The organism is Echinicola salinicaeni (assembly GCF_014280965.1).
In the GTDB taxonomy this organism is placed as follows: Bacteria; Bacteroidota; Bacteroidia; order Cytophagales; family Cyclobacteriaceae; genus Echinicola; species Echinicola salinicaeni.
In genome coordinates this window covers 188440-204291 of sequence record NZ_JACODZ010000008.1, presented here as the reverse complement: position 1 = coordinate 204291, position 15852 = coordinate 188440, and the positions used below count along the sequence as shown (strand labels likewise).

Genomic DNA, 15852 nt, shown 5'->3' with positions numbered 1-15852 from the left:
TTAACTTTTCAATGGATTGAAATCACTCTTTTTGATCAACTCTCCAATATCCGTAAGCATGGATAGCTTGCCTCCATAGGTTTTGGTCAACAATTCTTCGGTAAGCACTTGTTCGGTAGGGCCAGAAGCAATCAAGTGCATGTTTAGCATAATAAGCCAATCGAAATATTTTCCAGCGGAGTATATATCATGGTGTACTACGATGACAGTTTTTCCTTTTGCAGTCATTTCTTGGAAGAGACTTACTAAGGCTTTTTCAGTGCTCATGTCTACTCCTGCAAATGGTTCATCCATAAAATAAATATCTGCTTCCTGGGCCAAGGCCCTTGCAATAAATACCCGCTGTTGCTGGCCTCCTGAAAGTTCACTGATTTGTCTATTAGCAAAGGCTTTCATATTTACCTTTTCCAAACAGGTCATTGCCAATGCTTTTTCCTTTTTGCCCGGTCTTTTGAATATTCCCAAATGATGATAAGTTCCCATCATCACAATATCTAATGCAGATGCTGGGAAATCCCAGTCTACAGACTCCCGCTGAGGGACATAACTTACCCTGTTTCTAACTTGGTTTAACTCTTGGTCAAAAATCCTTGAATAGCCACTATTGGCTTCAATAAGCCCCATTATGCTTTTAATGAGGGTGGATTTTCCTGCTCCATTAGGGCCAAGTATACCAATGAGGGCGCCTGCTGGTAAAGTCAGGTCAATATTCCAAAGTACCGGATTTTGCCCGTAGCTGACCATAAGGTCATGTACTTCAACTACTGGATTATCTATTTGTTGTATCATTCTGATTTCAGGTTTTGTACGATAGCATCTACATTGGTTTTTACCATTCCAAGATAGGTGCCTGCTGGGCCATCAGGTTCCCCCAAACTGTCAGTATATAGTGGTCCAGCAAGCTTCACAGCATGTCCTTTTCTTTTACATCCTTCAATTACCGCTTTAATAGCCTTGGGCGAAATGGATTGTTCAATGAAAATGGCTTTGATGTCCTTTTCAATTATGAAACTGACCAATTTGGAAACATCATTTAGTCCAGGCTCACTAAGAGTGGATAAACCTTGTAGTCCTTTCACTTCTATATCATATGCCTTTCCGAAATAGGAAAATGCATCATGGGCGGTAATCAATATCTGGCCTTGTTGAGTGATTTCGTGGATTTTGTTATTGGTGTAACTATCTAATTCATTTAGCTTTATCTGATATTTTTCCCAGTTGGTATTGACATAATCTTTCCACTCTGGTTTTCTTCTAATGATCTCATCCTTCAGATTTTTCATGGCAGTTGTCCATAAATTGACATCAAACCAAATATGAGGATCCACCGTGTTGGCATATTCGGGACTTGCAATCAATAGGGTGGGAGGGAGCAGTTCACCAACATCAATGATGGGATGGGTTCTGGCAAATTTGTCCAGCACTTCCACCATCTTTCCTTCTAGATGAAGCCCATGGTAAATAACCAAGTCAGCATCGAAGAAAAGATCAAGGTCTCTTTGAGATGCCTTGTACAAATGAGGGTCGACACCCACAGCCATGACAGGAGTCACAATAGCGCTGTCGCCAACTAATTCTTTTACACCATCAGCCATGATATTGGTGGTGGCAGTAATTCGGAACTTTCCATTTTCTCCATCTCTGTCAAACTTGCAGGAGCTGGTTAGAACGGAGTATATTATTATAAATAGAAATCTATATTTCATGAGGTTTGCATGATTAATATATTTCCTGCAACATCTTTGGACATGAACAGGGTTTTCTTGTTGTCAACCAATATTTCCAAAGATCCGTCAAATTCCACTTTGTCCAGTACCTTTATTCTGGCTCCTATATAAGCTCCCACTTTGTCTAAGTATCTTAGGAAGGCAGCACTGCTGTCCTTCACTGCTACGATTTGACCTCCATCATTTACCATCAATTCATTGAGGGGGAGTCTAGGTCTTGCTTTTACATCTCCAAATTCATCCGGGATAGGATCACCGTGAGGGTCATATTTTGGATTGCCTAAGAAGTCATCCAATCTTTGGATCAAGATAGGGGATTTTATATGTTCCAACTCTTCCGCCACATCATGTACTTCATCCCAGCTGAACATTAATTTTTCTACTAAAAATACTTCCCAAAGGCGGTGCTTTCTGATGATCTGTAGGGCGGATTTTTTCCCTTCTTCTGTGATTGTGACCCCATAGTATTTTCTATAGTTGATTACCTCTTTTTCTGAAAGTTTTCTCAACATATCGCTGACAGAGGCAGGCTTGGTTTTCATCTCCTTGGAGAGGTCATTGGTAGAGACATTGTTCTTGCCTCCATCAGACAAATGGTAGATCGCTTTGAGGTAGTTCTCTTCTGCGTATGTTAAGCTCGGCATTAATTCATGTTTAGGTTGACAATTCAAATATAGTGATTTAGATTATACTAAAAAAATATTTCAATAAGACCTAAATCGACTGTGGATAACTCAAATTTTAATGTTATTATTGTTTAAGTCTTGACTAAAATAAAGTTTAGTTAGTGTTGAATTATTGTTTAATAATCAGGAATATAAGGTTTTATGATTTGACTATTTCTTTCGTTGTTTTACTTTTGGTTTAAAATTTAGAGTTTCCGTTTTCATACCTATAGTTTTTTAGAGGTGGGATTGGTGGATAACTTTTTATAGAGATGTGTATAAGTTGACTATTGGATATCCGGTGCTAGCTTTTGGTACTAGCATATGGGACACTGTACTGGGAACACGGCGCTGGGCGTAGTATATACTACGCCCAGTGCCAAGTTGGGAATAGAAAATGAACTGAATAGCTTAGTTAAATGGAGCTGGAAAAAATGAAAGAGGCTATTAAGTTGAAGAGCATTTAAGGGATCAACTTAGCTACTATTTTACAAAGCTTATTTGCTTCATTTTCCCAAGTTACTTCAGGCCCAACGGTCTTAGTATACTTAGGAGTTTTAAGGAAATTTTTAAATGTTAAAAGGCTATCTTCTGGTTTTGAATAGTCGATAGAGCATCCAGCAGAATAAGGCAAAATCAGTTCTTCCCAAATAGGATTTTGGGGTATAATCATTGGGATGCCCAAGGCCAATCCTTCATAAATTTTTGTGGGGATTTTTGGGGAAATGCTGGGTAGGTCATGGTAGGGTAATAATAGGATATTGCCTTTTAATAAAGCATCGTAAATTACTTTCTGGGCCATAGGCTTAGCGCTCAGCCTGAGTTTTACACCTGGACTGGTCAAGGCTAGTCCTTCAAGTTTTGACTTGTATTCGGACAAGGGGCAGTACCCTACTATTTCTAAGCTTGCATTATGGTAATGTTGTTTCATATAGTTGAACCAATGGATGGCTTGTGCTGCTCCGTATGCCGGGGTGATGGTTCCTGTGATAACGAATTTTAAATGATCATCATCAATTTTGAATTGGGGGACTGAGCGAGACTTACCGGCATATTTGTTTTCTAATACAGTATAATCTCTGATGTCTGGGAATTCATCTTGATAGCATTTTTCAGCAAAAAAGTGATGGTCTATTTTTGGTTTAGTGATTTTCTCAACAGACTGGATATATTTTATGGGAATTAATTTTAACCAATCGGCTAATGTCTGGTTAAATTCAATATTTTTAGTGTAATTTTCCTGTACATCATAAATCAGTTTGTATTTCAATATCCCCTTGAGTAGCACAGCAGGAAATAATAATTCATAGGTAGATATGATCACCAATTTTGGTTTTGATTTAAATAAAAAATAGCAAAGCTTAAAAGGAGCCAGTAGCCTATAGGGGTGCAGACGGTTTTTGTTAAATATTGAAGTAAATTCAATATTATCCTGTTTTGGTGTTTTTTTTTCTAAAAATCCTATGATGTTTATGTGGTATTTATTTGTTTCACGCAGTGAAATTGCGAGTTTGTCAAAAGCCCTTGTGTCATTAACAGGTTTCAGTACGGAAGCGATAAGTATAGTGGCTTTATTCATTAAAAAAGAAAACTTAACTAGAGCGAATCTAATATAATTTTATGGAATTACAGACTATCATTGAGAAGGCCTGGGAAAACAGGGAGTTATTAAAGGAAAAGGATGTTCAAATTGCTGTAAAAACAGTGATTGATGATTTGGACACAGGAAAAATTAGGGTAGCCGAGCCAGTGGAAGGTGGCGAATGGAAGGTAAATGACTGGGTAAAAAAGGCGGTTATTTTATATTTCCCTATCCAAAAAATGAGAACCATCGAGGTAGGTCCTTTTGAGTTTCACGATAAAATGGCTCTTAAAACCAATTATGCCAAACATGGTGTAAGAGTAGTTCCTCACGCAGTAGCTAGATATGGCGCGTTTCTTGCAAGTGGTGTAGTCATGATGCCTTCTTACGTGAACATCGGTGCTTATGTAGATGGAGGTACTATGGTGGATACTTGGGCTACTGTAGGTTCTTGTGCTCAAATCGGTAAAGACGTTCACCTTAGTGGTGGAGTAGGTATTGGAGGAGTATTGGAACCAGTTCAAGCTGCTCCGGTAATTATCGAAGATGGTGCATTTATTGGGTCTAGAGCCATTATCGTAGAAGGGGTTCATGTAGGTAAAGAAGCTGTAATTGGTGCAGGGGTAACCTTGACTGCCAGCTCCAAGATCATTGATGTGACTGGTGATGAACCAAAAGAATACAGAGGCTATGTTCCTCCAAGATCAGTGGTTATTCCTGGATCAATACCTAAGCAATTTGCAGCAGGTGAATTCCAAGTTCCATGTGCGTTGATCATCGGACAAAGAAAGGCATCGACAGATCGCAAAACTTCATTGAATGAGGCTTTGAGAGAAAATAATGTCGCAGTCTAAAATTTAAATTGAATAATGAATTACAAAAAATCGGTTTTGGTCTTGTTGGTTTCAACAAGTCTAATGTGGGGATGTAACAATCAAGGAAGCTCTGAAGGTGATAAATTCTTTGAAAGTGGGCATTACAAAGAGGCAGTGGATGCTTACTCTGAACGATTGGCCACCAAACCCAAAGATGTAAATGCCCTTTATAAAAGGGGAAGAGCTTATGAGGAGTTAGGGGATTTAGACTCAGCCAAGGAAGATTTTGAAGCAGGGTACAAACAAGACCCAAAAAATATTCAGATCTTACTCAGTCTTTCCAATTTATACCAGAAGGAAGACAATTTTGAAAGATCTTTGCTATATGCAGGTTATGCTGTAGAGGTTCCTGGAGCACCTGCAACAGCCTATTTTATGAAAGGCAGGGCATTGCATCAAATGGGTAAAACCGACGAGGCAATGGATGAATACAGTACTGCCATTCAGATAGATGAGAAATATGGCCAGGCCTATTATTACAGAGGTGTTTTAAAATATGCCACCAAGAAAACGCGCAGTGCATGTGAAGATTTTAGGTTGGCTTCTGGGCTTAATTATAAGCAGGCTGATGTAGCTTTGGAAAAATATTGTAAATGATTCTTTCAAGATGAATAAATAAAAAGCCAGGAATTTTCCTGGCTTTTTATTTATATGTAAGGAGCTAGTTTTAAAAAATAGCTTAGATAATTTCTTTTTCCTCTTGATGGTCACAAATTTCATCTGAATGGACTTTTCCAAAACCATCACAGCTATTGCAATCACTATTTTCTTTTAATGAACCTTTGCAGAAGGGGCAAACCAATCTGCCTTTTCCTTCACATCTTTCACATTTAAAATATTCTGTTTGATCGAAGATATTTTTCTTTGTAATCAAACCGGTAGCTTTACATCTACTGCATCCAACGATTCCATTGGCTTTACAATAATGGCAATCTTGTTCTATTACCTTTTTGCCTTCACAGGTGGAGCAGGTATGATAACGGTACCCCTTCACATCACATAGAGAACAAGACCTTATTGCATTCAGCGGAGAGACCAATCTTTTTTGGAGCCCTTTTGCTTCATCAAAGTGGTCAGCTTTAAAGCCATTTAACTGTAAATACTTATTGAGAAAATTAGCACTGTTATCAAATTGTTTGAGAGCAAAGAGGGTTTCTGCAAAAAAATACGGCATTTCCGATGGAATGGGTACACCACTTTCAATTATTTCCCTGAAATAATAATTGGCTTTTTCGTATTCTTTGGTTTCAAGGGCTTGTTTGCCCAATTGCATCAGTTTATCAGTTTGTCCCAAGTTGGGTTTTACCTGAGCTGAGGAATCAAAAATAATCAGGCTGAATAAACTGAGAATTAAAATGAAGTAATAATGTGGATATCTTTTTATCCCGTAATTCTTGAATCTTTTATAATGAATAAGCGGCATTGTTTTCAACTATTGAGTTCTTTTCCAGTGCCTAAAGAACTTAAAATTGATCCAAATGTCCATACATTTTCTGAAATATTTAAGGATAATTAACTACTAGTATTTTGGAGCCTATTAATATCGAAACAGAAGTTTATGTTTTAAAATGTGAATTTGTAAGGATATTTAATCTAATTATTGGGCAATAATTATTATCTTAATTATAATGTTTTTTAGTACAAGAAATTTGGTGTGAATATTAATAAACTTCAAGGTCATACTAAGGTCTATTTTTAGAAGCACCATCTCAGATGTTCTTTTAAAAATTATCACAAGAGTTTGAGCTGAGACTAAATCAGGCTTAGCGCTGGTTTGGAAGCGTTAAAAGATTCATTTTTTGCAAGTGTGGGGCAAAAAGCGAATCATGAATCAATGTAATACCAATAGCTTACAGTAATAGGAGAAATATGTGAGTGAGAGCCAGAAGCCATAAAAATTTCAATGATATTAATTGAGCTAGAGGGTGGCTTTAACAAAATATTTTTTAAAGAGTTAGAATAATTGTGACTTTATGGATGCTATCATCAATTTTCTCCATTTTTGCCCAAATAAATTGTTTTAATGACATATGAATAAAATAGGAATTATTGGAGGTGGAGCAGCAGGTTTTTTCGCAGCAATTCATGCAGCAGAAAAAGGTGCGCAGGTTATCATTTTTGAAAAGACTTCAAAAACCCTTTCAAAAGTTAAAGTTTCTGGAGGAGGAAGGTGCAACGTTACCCATGCAGCATTTCAAACCTCGCATCTATTGAAGAATTACCCCCGAGGAGCCAATTTTTTGAAGAAGGCATTCAAGGAGTTTCAAGTAAAAGATACAATAGGATGGTTTGAATCACGAGGAGTAAAACTGAAGACAGAAGAGGATGGAAGGATGTTTCCAATAACCGATGATTCCCAAACCATCATTGATGTATTGAGAAATGAAGCTGATAAAAATGGGGTGCAGGTTAGATTGAAGTCAGCAGTAAATAAAATAGAGGAAGATGAGAATGGTTATTTACTTTTTGTGGGAGATGGAACTGAAAAGGTGAGCAAGGTCATCATTACTTCTGGGGGAAGTCCAAAGTTAGCGGGATTTAGTATGTATCAGGATCTAGGACATGATATAGTGTCACCTATTCCTTCTTTGTTTACCTTCAATACGCCAGGCGAAAGCCTGAAATCCCTGCAGGGAATATCTGTTCCAAATGCACATGTTAGATTGGAAGGAACAAAACTTTCTTATGAGGGGCCATTATTGATTACACATTGGGGAGTTAGTGGTCCTGCAGTATTAAAGCTATCAGCCTTTGGCGCTCAATGGTTATATGATCATAACTATAATGCAAATGCACATATCAGGTGGAATGCTGAATTAAAAGAAGAAGAAATTAGAAATACATTGATGGCATATAAGGCCAATCATCCAAAAAGAAAGGTTTTGGGTTATCCGCTTTTTGATTTACCAAAAAGACTTTGGGAACATTTGATAGAAAAATCAGGTATAAAAAGGGATTTACTATGGATGAACACTAGTAAAAAGCAAATAAATGGTTTGGAACAACATATTTTTTGTTATATATTGCATGTAAATGGTAAAACAACTTTTAAAGAAGAGTTTGTTACCGCAGGAGGAGTCAGTTTAAAAGAGGTCAATCCAAAGACCATGGAAAGTCGTATCTTAAAAGGATTATATTTTGCTGGAGAGGTATTAGATATCGATGGTATTACAGGGGGATTCAATTTTCAAGCTGCGTGGACGACAGGATATTTAGCAGGAAAATCTTCAACAACTTAGCTATGAGAAATCCAAATTTACTTATGGTAGAAAGTATTAACATTAATTTTGATAAGGTCCATGAAATGTCAGAAGGAGATGTAGCATTTGAAAAAGAATTACTTCATGCCATTTCCAATTCAGTGAAGGAATTGAAGGAAAGATACCTACAAGGGCTGGATAAAAAGGATCCTGAAATCTTGCATCAAGCACGTCATAAGGTGAAACCGACAATCACTATTTTCGAATTGCGAAAGCTCAGCTTCGTTTTGGAAAATGGTAGAAACTTGATTAACACCAAAGGATTAAATGCTGATTTGGATAATCATTATCATCTATTTGAGGAAGCTGTTAATGATTTATTGGCTGATATTAATTCGACAATAAATTAATATTTACCAAACCAGTATTTTGACTTTTTTAGGGACTTTATGCATGTTATATTTTGGACATATTAACATTGTTCAAAATATAACATGCCAATAATAAATTCCAATTACCCTGGTCCGCCTGCACTTTATCTTAACGGACATTTTGAAACCATTTTACCTAGTATTTTTAGAAAAATAGAAGGAGTAGCTTATCAAAGAAAAAGGATTGAAACTCCAGATGGAGATTTTTTGGATTTGGATTGGAGTAGGCAAGGACAGTGCAAATTACTAGTAATTTCACATGGATTGGAAGGGAATTCTTCCAGACATTATATACAAGCTTTGGTGAAATTGTTTAACCAAAAAGATGTAGATGTTTTGGCTTGGAATAACCGATCCTGCAGTGGAGAGATGAACCACAGACCGATTCTGTATCATCATGGATCTACTTATGACCTAAAGACGGTCGTAGAGCATGTAGTAGATAATTATAATTACAGTGAAATATATCTTGCAGGAATCAGTATGGGAGGTGCCCAAACCTTAAAGTATTTGGGAGAGGAAGCCGGATCTCTTCCAAGTCAAATTAAGAAGGCAGCGGTTTATAGTACGCCATGTAATCTTCCAGATAGTGCCGCAACACTTCATTTCCCTAGTAATTTCTTTTATAAGGAAAAATTTCTTTCCAAGCTCAAGGTAAAGATGGCAGAGAAAGGGAAACAATTTCCTGGATTGATTGATTTGGAATTCCTTGATAAAGTAAGGGAATTCAATACTTTTGACAATCACTTTACCGCCAAAATCCATGGTTTTAAGGATGCCCGGGATTTTTATGAATCGGTAAGCCCTGATAATTGGTTGCACCAGGTTAATATTCCAATTTTGATAGTAAATGCCTTAAATGACCCCTTATTACAAGAAAGGTGTTATCCTGTAGAATTGGCCAAAAAAAAGGCCAACCTTTTTCTAGAAATGCCCAAGAGAGGGGGGCATACAGGATTTGCTTTAAAAAATCAGGAATTTAGCTGGGTTGAACAGAGGATGTATCGATTTTTGATGGAGCAATAGATAAGGTTTTGAATCTATTCGAATTGGGAATAGCAGCATTTCAAAATGAGGCTTGCAGTTTTTTCATTCCTTCTTAAAAGGTATATTTAAATAGTATAAACAACAGTAATTAAGATGAGGTATTTATTTTATAATATTACAATCGTTCTTGTAATCATTTTTTCCATTTTAACTTATTATTATGAACAATGGATTTGGGCATTTATTATACTCATTCCATTGGCATTAACAGGGATTTACAATCGATTTCAGAAGAAACATACCATACTTCGTAACTTTCCCATTTTAGGATATTTCAGGTATTTGTTTGAAATGATTTCTCCGGAGATCCAGCAATATTTTATTGAGCGAACTACTGATGGCAAACCTTTTAGCAGAAATCACAGGGCACTTGTTTACCGAAGGGCAAAAAATGTCAATGATACGCATCCATTTGGTACGCAATTAGATATTTCAGGAGAAAACTATGAAGCGATCCGTCACTCGATTTATGCCACTCCTCCAGTAACTGAGATACCTAGGGTCATCGTAGGAGGTAAGGATTGTAAAAAGCCCTACAGTGCTTCAATTCTTAATATTTCGGCCATGAGCTTTGGTTCTTTGAGCAAGAATGCAGTGATGGCACTTAATAAAGGTGCAAAGAAAGGGAAGTTTTATCACAATTCTGGTGAAGGTGGTATTTCTCCTTACCATTTAAAGGAAGGTGGTGATTTGGTTTGGCAAATCGGGACAGGATATTTTGGTTGTAGAAATGAATATGGAGAATTTGATCCAGAAAAATTCAAGGAAACGGCTGCCCATGAGCAGATCAAAATGATAGAACTCAAAATTTCTCAGGGTGCCAAACCTGGCCATGGTGGTGTTTTACCAGGAGAGAAAAATACAACTGAAATAGCCAAAATAAGAGGAGTAAAGGCCCATACAACCATAGTTTCTCCACCTAGTCACAAGAAATTTTCAAATCCTGAGGGCTTGGTTGATTTTATTAAGGAGTTAAGAGAATTGAGTGGTGGTAAACCTATTGGATTTAAAATATGCATAGGGAGGACAGAGGAATTTATTGACCTGTGTTCAGTTATGAAGAAATCAGGTATAGCACCAGACTTTATTACCGTGGATGGGGCTGAAGGAGGTACCGGGGCAGCACCTTTGGAATTTTCCGATTCAGTGGGCATTCCTCTTGAACCGGCATTGATATTTGTTAATAGAACGCTGGAGAAATATGGATTAAGAAAAAATGTGAAGGTGATTGCCAGTGGTAAAGTGTTGACTGCTTTCTCAATATTGAGGATGAGGGCACTGGGTGCGGATATGTGTAATTCTGCAAGGGCTTTTATGTTCAGTGTAGGCTGTATTCAGGCCTTAAGGTGTAATACCAACGATTGTCCAACAGGAGTGGCTACTCAAAATAAAATGTTGGTAAAAGGTTTGGTAGTTGATGACAAAGCGGAGAGGGCTTATAACTTCCATAGAAATACCATGCATGCTGTATTGGAACTCTTGGGAGCATGCGGAGTGAAACACACTGATGAGATAGATATAAGTATGTTTGTGAAAGGGGACGAAATGGTCGCTTTGAGTAATAAATATTTCCCTGATTCAGTACTGAATAGGGTTGATTAAAATAAAACAGGCTGTCTCATAAGTCAATTTTTTTGTGTCATTCTGACGAAAGGAAAATCTCATAGAGTTGATTCCCATTAACAAACAAATCTAGAGTTTTATCCTAGCTTCGAAATAATATATTTTGAGACAGCCTCTTTTTTTATTCAAATCGCTGGATGGCAAGTTTTGAAACGGTCCCGCCGATACTTAGGGAACTGGTGGCTGCAGGACTGGGAGCATTCAGTACATTGATAGCATGTGCGTTTTCAGTAATAGCAAAATCATCCAAAAGACCTCCAGTTCTGTCACATGCTTGGGCCCTGACTCCAGCACCACCGTCCACCAAATCGTCCTCTTTGATATCAGGGATCAATTCTTGTAAGGCAGAAGTGAAAGCCGCTTTTGAGAATGATCTATAATATTCTCCAATACCGGTTTTCCAGTATTTTTTGGCTACTTTTTGAAGTCCTGGCCAGGTGATGGATTCCCTGAACTCGCTGAAATTAAAGTCTGTTCGCTTATATCCTTCTCTTTTGAATGCCATCACGGCATTCGGTCCAGCTTCCACGCCGCCTTTCATCATCCTGGTAAAGTGAACTCCCAGAAAAGGGAAGTTAGGATCAGGCACTGGATAGATCAGATTTTTAACCAAATATTCTCTTTCCTTTTTTATCTTATAATATTCTCCTCTGAATGGAATGATTTTTACGTCAAGATCCATTTCTCCATTCATATCTGCCACCTTATCAGAATATAGACCAGCGCAATTAATGATTAGTTTTGAAGTGAAATTATTATTTGAAGTAACGATTTCAGACAAATTGTCTTTATGATTTATTTTCAGCACTTTATGAGATGTAAATATATCTCCTCCAATAGCTTTGAATTTTTCTCCGTAGGCTAAAGCTACTTTTTTATAATCTACAATTCCAGTCTGGGGAACATGTAAAGCAGCAACTCCCGAACAATAGGGTTCATAATGCTTTAATTCATCCAGTGAGATTTGACGGGTGCCTTCTAAGCCATTTTGGAGGCCTCTCTGGAGCAGGTTTTGCAATAATGGAATTTGTTCATCTTTGGTAGCAACGACAACTTTTCCAGTAAGTTCAAAGGGGATGTTTTCTTCTTCGCAGAAATTGATCAACTCATGGTAACCATTGATGCAGTTGGTAGCTTTTAAGGAGCCCGGTTTATAGTAAAGTCCAGAATGGATTACACCAGAGTTATTACCAGTCTGGTGTTTGGCCAGCTCATCTTCTTTTTCGAGAATGGCTACCTTTAAAGCTGGATTTTGTTGTTTTATTTTTAAACCTGTGGCCAGTCCAACAATACCGCCACCTATAATTGTAATATCGTATGTCATAAATCTTGGTGAGTCAGGGGTAAGTAGTTGTATAAAATGAAGGTACTTACATTAACGAATACAAATATACATTACTATCACAGATTGGTAAAGTGTAATAGGGCAATTCATGTATTCAATTAAAGTGAAAATGTGTATTGAAATTAAATTAATTGGTAATCAATCGTGTATGCTGTTATTTTCTAATAATTAGTTGATTTTATTGAATACTTTTATTTGATATATTAGCTTTGTATGAAATAAAATTGTTTGATTATGAATATTAAAATATTTTTAATTGGTTTAGTAATTTCCTTTTTATCATTTCTTCAATTAAATGCCCAATCGAAATCCGATACTTATCTAAATTTTGGAGGAGGCGTTGCGGTAGAGGGGAATGTGGGGATTCCTGGAATCAATATTGCCAGTGATTTAAATTATTATTTGAACAAAAGCTTATCTCTCAACCCTTCGCTGATCTTATTTCAATCCACCGATTTTCCTCAAAAAAGAACGAGTGAAAATCCATATCCATCATTAGCTGATAAAAGTACAGCGCTTTTAATGAGTTTGGGTTTTCAGGCTGATATACTGAAAACGAACGACGGTTTTAGGATGGGCTTGGCAGCTGGGCCATCTTATCATGTTGGTGTGGATAAGTATTTTATTGGCTATACCATTAATGAAAACAATGTGTTGGTTTCCAATGGCCATGAAAGGATTTCAAGAAGTCAATTGGGGCTTATCACGCAGCTATCATTTGATTGGGAAGGAAACCAAGCTGATCGAAAACACGCTATAGATCTATCCGTAACAGGTTATGATAACTATTTTGGTTGGCATGCAATGTTGACCTATAAAGTTGGTTTTTTATTGAAATAGTAGCTTTCTAAGAAAATAAGGAATAGATTTTGTGAAAATTACAGTTTTCAAGTAAATACTATGTCCGACAAAGAAGAAGCAAAGAAGCAAAGAAGTATAGATTCTGAGTTAAAGAAATCTTCCTCTATTTCAAAGGATGCTTCCAAATCCCATGGAGAAATCCTTAAGCAACAAATCACGGAAGGGCAAGAAACCTATGACAGAAAGCCCATAAGCTTATTATTAAGCTCAGTTACAGCGGGGCTGGAGATTGGTTTTAGTTATTTGCTTATTTGTACAGTTTTCCAATTTTTTTCCGGGGTTATCACTGAAGAAAATAGTTATAAACTGATTTCTTTGGTGTATCCTGTAGGCTTTATAATGGTGATTCTTGGTCAATCTATTCTATTTACAGAACAAACTTCTTTGCTAACTTTACCCGTATTAAACAAGAAGAGAAGCATTGGTAGCCTATTAAAAATCTGGTTTGTAGTTATATCAGGGAATATGATTGGAGGTTATCTTATTTCATTTTTATTAATGTGGATAGGTCCAAGATTAGGGATATTTAATTTATCTACGGTAGAAAAGATTGCTTTGCATGTAACTGAGTTTTCCCCGCTTGTTATACTTACCAGTGCTGTTTTGGCAGGTTGGCTAATGGGCTTATTGTCATGGCTACTGACTTCATCAAGAGATACACTTAGCCGAATAGTAATTATTTTTATTATTACTGCAATGATGTCCTTTACAGGTTTACATCACAGTATCATAGGTAATGTGGAGGTATTTTCGGGATTGGTGAGTTCGGATAAAATCAATTTGTTGAATTACCTTAATTTTCAATTTTTCGCTTTGTTAGGAAATGCAATAGGCGGAGCGGTATTTGTAGCTTTATTAAAATACCGGGCTTTTGTTTCTAATATTGATATAAAATAATCTGATAGCCCATGATGATGCCAAAGATTAGATATCCTTTGATTTAGTAGTCACATGGCAGAATCTTTAAGACCAAAGAGGCTACTATCTAAGTTCTCTTAGTTTAAACAATCGTTTAGAGCCTTTTTTTATCTTAACTGAATCAATTGTGAATATACATATTATAGTAAAAACGGGCTGTCTCAAAAATCCATGTAATTGCGAATGTAGCAATAGCGAAGAGAAGCCTGCCTAAAGGTGGAAGACAGGCAATCCCTTTATTTGTACAATGTGAGTACTTTGAGATCATGTTGCTTCAATCGTGATAGCCTGCCCCGTTCTAGATCGGGGACATATTTCCGACTTATCAGACAGCCTCTTTCATCTATTCAACATATAATACCAATCCTTTTAAATATTCAGTTTCTGTATGGAAGATATTAATAGGGTGGTCGGCAGGTTGGGAAAGATATTGTAAGATTTTTACATTTCTTCCCACTTCAATGGCTGCCGCGGTTAATGTATGAGCAAATAAAGCTTTGTCAACCACCTGTGAGCAACTAAAGGTAAATAGTATTCCACCGGGTTTAATATGTTTCAAAGCCTCCGCATTTAGGCGTTTGTATGCTTGAACTGCATTATGCCTGGCTTTCATATTTTTTGCAAATGCTGGTGGATCCAGTACGATCACATCATAGTCTTGTTCGATTTCTCTGATGTATTTGACCACATCAGCCACTTTTGATTCGTGCTTTCCACTCAAATTTGGGTTGAGCTTTAGATTCTTTTCGGTCAGTTCTATGGCTTTGGCAGAGATATCCACAGAATGTACTTCCTTAGCACCTGCTTGCAATGCAGCAATGGAAAAGCCTCCTGAATAGCAAAAGGTGTTCAAGACCTTCTTTCCCTTACTATAAGTGCCCAACAAATTCCTGTTTTCCCTTTGATCTATGAAGAAGCCCGTTTTTTGCCCTTTTTCCCAATCAATTTCATAAGTGGAATTGTATTCCTTAACCAAGTTGGTTTTTGGAGTGCCAAATAGGAACTGGTTTTCAGTTTCAAGTTGGTTTTTAGAAAGTGTTTCTGCGCTCTTGTCATAGACAGCGTCAAGCCTTTCACCATAGACCAATTTTAAGGCTTCGGTGATATCCAATCGGTGTTGGTACATGCCAATAGTGTGGGCTTGTATAACGGCTGTTCCATTATAAAAATCAATAATTAAACCAGGAAGCTGGTCCCCTTCACCATGGATTAACCTGTAGACATTTGTAGATTGACTTTCAGTCAATCCTATTTTGGAACGCATTTCATAGGCAGTCCTTATTTTTTCTAGCCAGAATTGCTCGTCAATGATTCTGTTTTCAAAGGAGATGATCCGCACCGTAATGGATCCCATCTGATAGTGTCCAATACCTAGAAACTCATGTTTATTGCTGTAAACACTGACTAACTGACCATTTTCTAAGTGCTCATCAGTTCGGGCTATGGCGCCAGAAAATATCCAATGGTGTTTTCTCTTAGGGGATATTTCTTTGCCTTTCTTTAATATGATTTTAGGATACTTGCTCATTTTATCTAAAGCTAAAAAATCCCTTCCTGCTAAAACCAAACGGCTATACA

General features: G+C 37.1%; 15 protein-coding genes. 8 read left to right on the top strand and 7 right to left on the bottom strand.

Going from position 1 to position 15852, the window contains the following annotated elements; all coding sequences use genetic code 11:
* The 4 genes from H7U17_RS16565 to H7U17_RS16550 form a co-directional block, all read right to left on the bottom strand.
* Positions 1-789 carry a metal ABC transporter ATP-binding protein gene (locus tag H7U17_RS16565; protein ID WP_186757867.1) on the bottom strand — a complete coding sequence of 263 codons (789 nt, stop codon included), beginning with the start codon at positions 787-789 and terminating at the stop codon, positions 1-3.
* Positions 786-1706 carry a metal ABC transporter solute-binding protein, Zn/Mn family gene (locus H7U17_RS16560; protein ID WP_186757866.1) on the bottom strand — a complete coding sequence of 307 codons (921 nt, stop codon included), beginning with the start codon at positions 1704-1706 and terminating at the stop codon, positions 786-788. Before H7U17_RS16560 ends, H7U17_RS16565 begins: the two co-directional genes overlap by 4 nt.
* The gene (locus tag H7U17_RS16555) at positions 1703-2371 is read right to left on the bottom strand and encodes a metal-dependent transcriptional regulator (RefSeq protein ID WP_186757865.1); all 669 of its coding nucleotides are present in this window, start codon (positions 2369-2371) and stop codon (positions 1703-1705) included. Before H7U17_RS16555 ends, H7U17_RS16560 begins: the two co-directional genes overlap by 4 nt.
* A gap of 484 nt (positions 2372-2855) precedes the next feature.
* Positions 2856-3716 carry a glycosyltransferase family protein gene (locus H7U17_RS16550; protein WP_186757864.1) on the bottom strand — a complete coding sequence of 287 codons (861 nt, stop codon included), beginning with the start codon at positions 3714-3716 and terminating at the stop codon, positions 2856-2858.
* A gap of 296 nt (positions 3717-4012) precedes the next feature.
* Here H7U17_RS16550 and H7U17_RS16545 point away from each other — a divergent pair, with 296 nt between their 5' ends.
* On the top strand, positions 4013-4828 hold the full coding sequence (locus H7U17_RS16545; protein WP_186757863.1) for a 2,3,4,5-tetrahydropyridine-2,6-dicarboxylate N-succinyltransferase: 816 nt from the start codon (positions 4013-4015) through the stop codon (positions 4826-4828).
* Between the two features lie 15 nt (positions 4829-4843).
* Positions 4844-5446, top strand: a complete 603-nt coding sequence (locus H7U17_RS16540) for a tetratricopeptide repeat protein (protein ID WP_186757862.1) — start codon at positions 4844-4846, stop codon at positions 5444-5446.
* Between the two features lie 82 nt (positions 5447-5528).
* Here the strand turns inward: H7U17_RS16540 and H7U17_RS16535 are convergent, their stop codons facing one another.
* The gene (locus H7U17_RS16535; protein WP_230981459.1) at positions 5529-6272 is read right to left on the bottom strand and encodes a DnaJ-like cysteine-rich domain-containing protein; all 744 of its coding nucleotides are present in this window, start codon (positions 6270-6272) and stop codon (positions 5529-5531) included.
* A 607-nt stretch (positions 6273-6879) separates the two neighbouring features.
* Here H7U17_RS16535 and H7U17_RS16530 point away from each other — a divergent pair.
* The 4 genes from H7U17_RS16530 to H7U17_RS16515 all read left to right on the top strand — a co-directional run bounded on the left by H7U17_RS16530 (position 6880) and on the right by H7U17_RS16515 (position 11129).
* On the top strand, positions 6880-8088 hold the full coding sequence (locus H7U17_RS16530) for a BaiN/RdsA family NAD(P)/FAD-dependent oxidoreductase (protein ID WP_186757861.1): 1209 nt from the start codon (positions 6880-6882) through the stop codon (positions 8086-8088).
* 2 nt (positions 8089-8090) lie between these two features.
* Complete coding sequence (locus tag H7U17_RS16525) at positions 8091-8459, top strand: hypothetical protein (RefSeq protein ID WP_186757860.1); 369 nt, start codon at positions 8091-8093, stop codon at positions 8457-8459.
* Positions 8460-8543: 84 nt separating this feature from the next.
* A complete protein-coding gene (locus tag H7U17_RS16520) occupies positions 8544-9506 on the top strand; it encodes a YheT family hydrolase (protein WP_186757859.1) in 963 nt (320 codons plus the stop codon).
* Between the two features lie 114 nt (positions 9507-9620).
* A complete protein-coding gene (locus tag H7U17_RS16515; RefSeq protein WP_186757858.1) occupies positions 9621-11129 on the top strand; it encodes an FMN-binding glutamate synthase family protein in 1509 nt (502 codons plus the stop codon).
* A gap of 142 nt (positions 11130-11271) precedes the next feature.
* On the opposite strand, the gene lhgO is transcribed toward H7U17_RS16515, so the two are convergent.
* Complete coding sequence (lhgO, locus tag H7U17_RS16510; RefSeq protein WP_186757857.1) at positions 11272-12474, bottom strand: L-2-hydroxyglutarate oxidase; 1203 nt, start codon at positions 12472-12474, stop codon at positions 11272-11274.
* Between the two features lie 255 nt (positions 12475-12729).
* On the opposite strand from lhgO, the gene H7U17_RS16505 reads away from it, so the two are divergent.
* On the top strand, positions 12730-13335 hold the full coding sequence (locus H7U17_RS16505; RefSeq protein ID WP_186757856.1) for a hypothetical protein: 606 nt from the start codon (positions 12730-12732) through the stop codon (positions 13333-13335).
* Positions 13336-13395: 60 nt separating this feature from the next.
* Positions 13396-14253 carry a formate/nitrite transporter family protein gene (locus H7U17_RS16500; protein ID WP_186757855.1) on the top strand — a complete coding sequence of 286 codons (858 nt, stop codon included), beginning with the start codon at positions 13396-13398 and terminating at the stop codon, positions 14251-14253.
* Between the two features lie 364 nt (positions 14254-14617).
* Here the strand turns inward: H7U17_RS16500 and H7U17_RS16495 are convergent, their stop codons facing one another.
* A complete protein-coding gene (locus tag H7U17_RS16495; RefSeq protein ID WP_186757854.1) occupies positions 14618-15802 on the bottom strand; it encodes a class I SAM-dependent rRNA methyltransferase in 1185 nt (394 codons plus the stop codon).
* Positions 15803-15852: the final 50 nt, after the last annotated feature.

Coding starts and splice junctions, on each gene's coding strand:
- H7U17_RS16515 (WP_186757858.1), top strand. CDS start 9,621: ATGAGGTATTTATTTTATAATATTACAATCGTTCTTGTAATCATTTTT.
- H7U17_RS16545 (WP_186757863.1), top strand. CDS start 4,013: ATGGAATTACAGACTATCATTGAGAAGGCCTGGGAAAACAGGGAGTTA.
- H7U17_RS16495 (WP_186757854.1), bottom strand. CDS start 15,802: ATGAGCAAGTATCCTAAAATCATATTAAAGAAAGGCAAAGAAATATCC.
- H7U17_RS16565 (WP_186757867.1), bottom strand. CDS start 789: ATGATACAACAAATAGATAATCCAGTAGTTGAAGTACATGACCTTATG.
- H7U17_RS16560 (WP_186757866.1), bottom strand. CDS start 1,706: ATGAAATATAGATTTCTATTTATAATAATATACTCCGTTCTAACCAGC.
- H7U17_RS16555 (WP_186757865.1), bottom strand. CDS start 2,371: ATGCCGAGCTTAACATACGCAGAAGAGAACTACCTCAAAGCGATCTAC.
- H7U17_RS16505 (WP_186757856.1), top strand. CDS start 12,730: ATGAATATTAAAATATTTTTAATTGGTTTAGTAATTTCCTTTTTATCA.
- H7U17_RS16525 (WP_186757860.1), top strand. CDS start 8,091: ATGAGAAATCCAAATTTACTTATGGTAGAAAGTATTAACATTAATTTT.
- H7U17_RS16535 (WP_230981459.1), bottom strand. CDS start 6,272: ATGCCGCTTATTCATTATAAAAGATTCAAGAATTACGGGATAAAAAGA.
- H7U17_RS16530 (WP_186757861.1), top strand. CDS start 6,880: ATGAATAAAATAGGAATTATTGGAGGTGGAGCAGCAGGTTTTTTCGCA.
- H7U17_RS16500 (WP_186757855.1), top strand. CDS start 13,396: ATGTCCGACAAAGAAGAAGCAAAGAAGCAAAGAAGTATAGATTCTGAG.
- lhgO (WP_186757857.1), bottom strand. CDS start 12,474: ATGACATACGATATTACAATTATAGGTGGCGGTATTGTTGGACTGGCC.
- H7U17_RS16520 (WP_186757859.1), top strand. CDS start 8,544: ATGCCAATAATAAATTCCAATTACCCTGGTCCGCCTGCACTTTATCTT.
- H7U17_RS16540 (WP_186757862.1), top strand. CDS start 4,844: ATGAATTACAAAAAATCGGTTTTGGTCTTGTTGGTTTCAACAAGTCTA.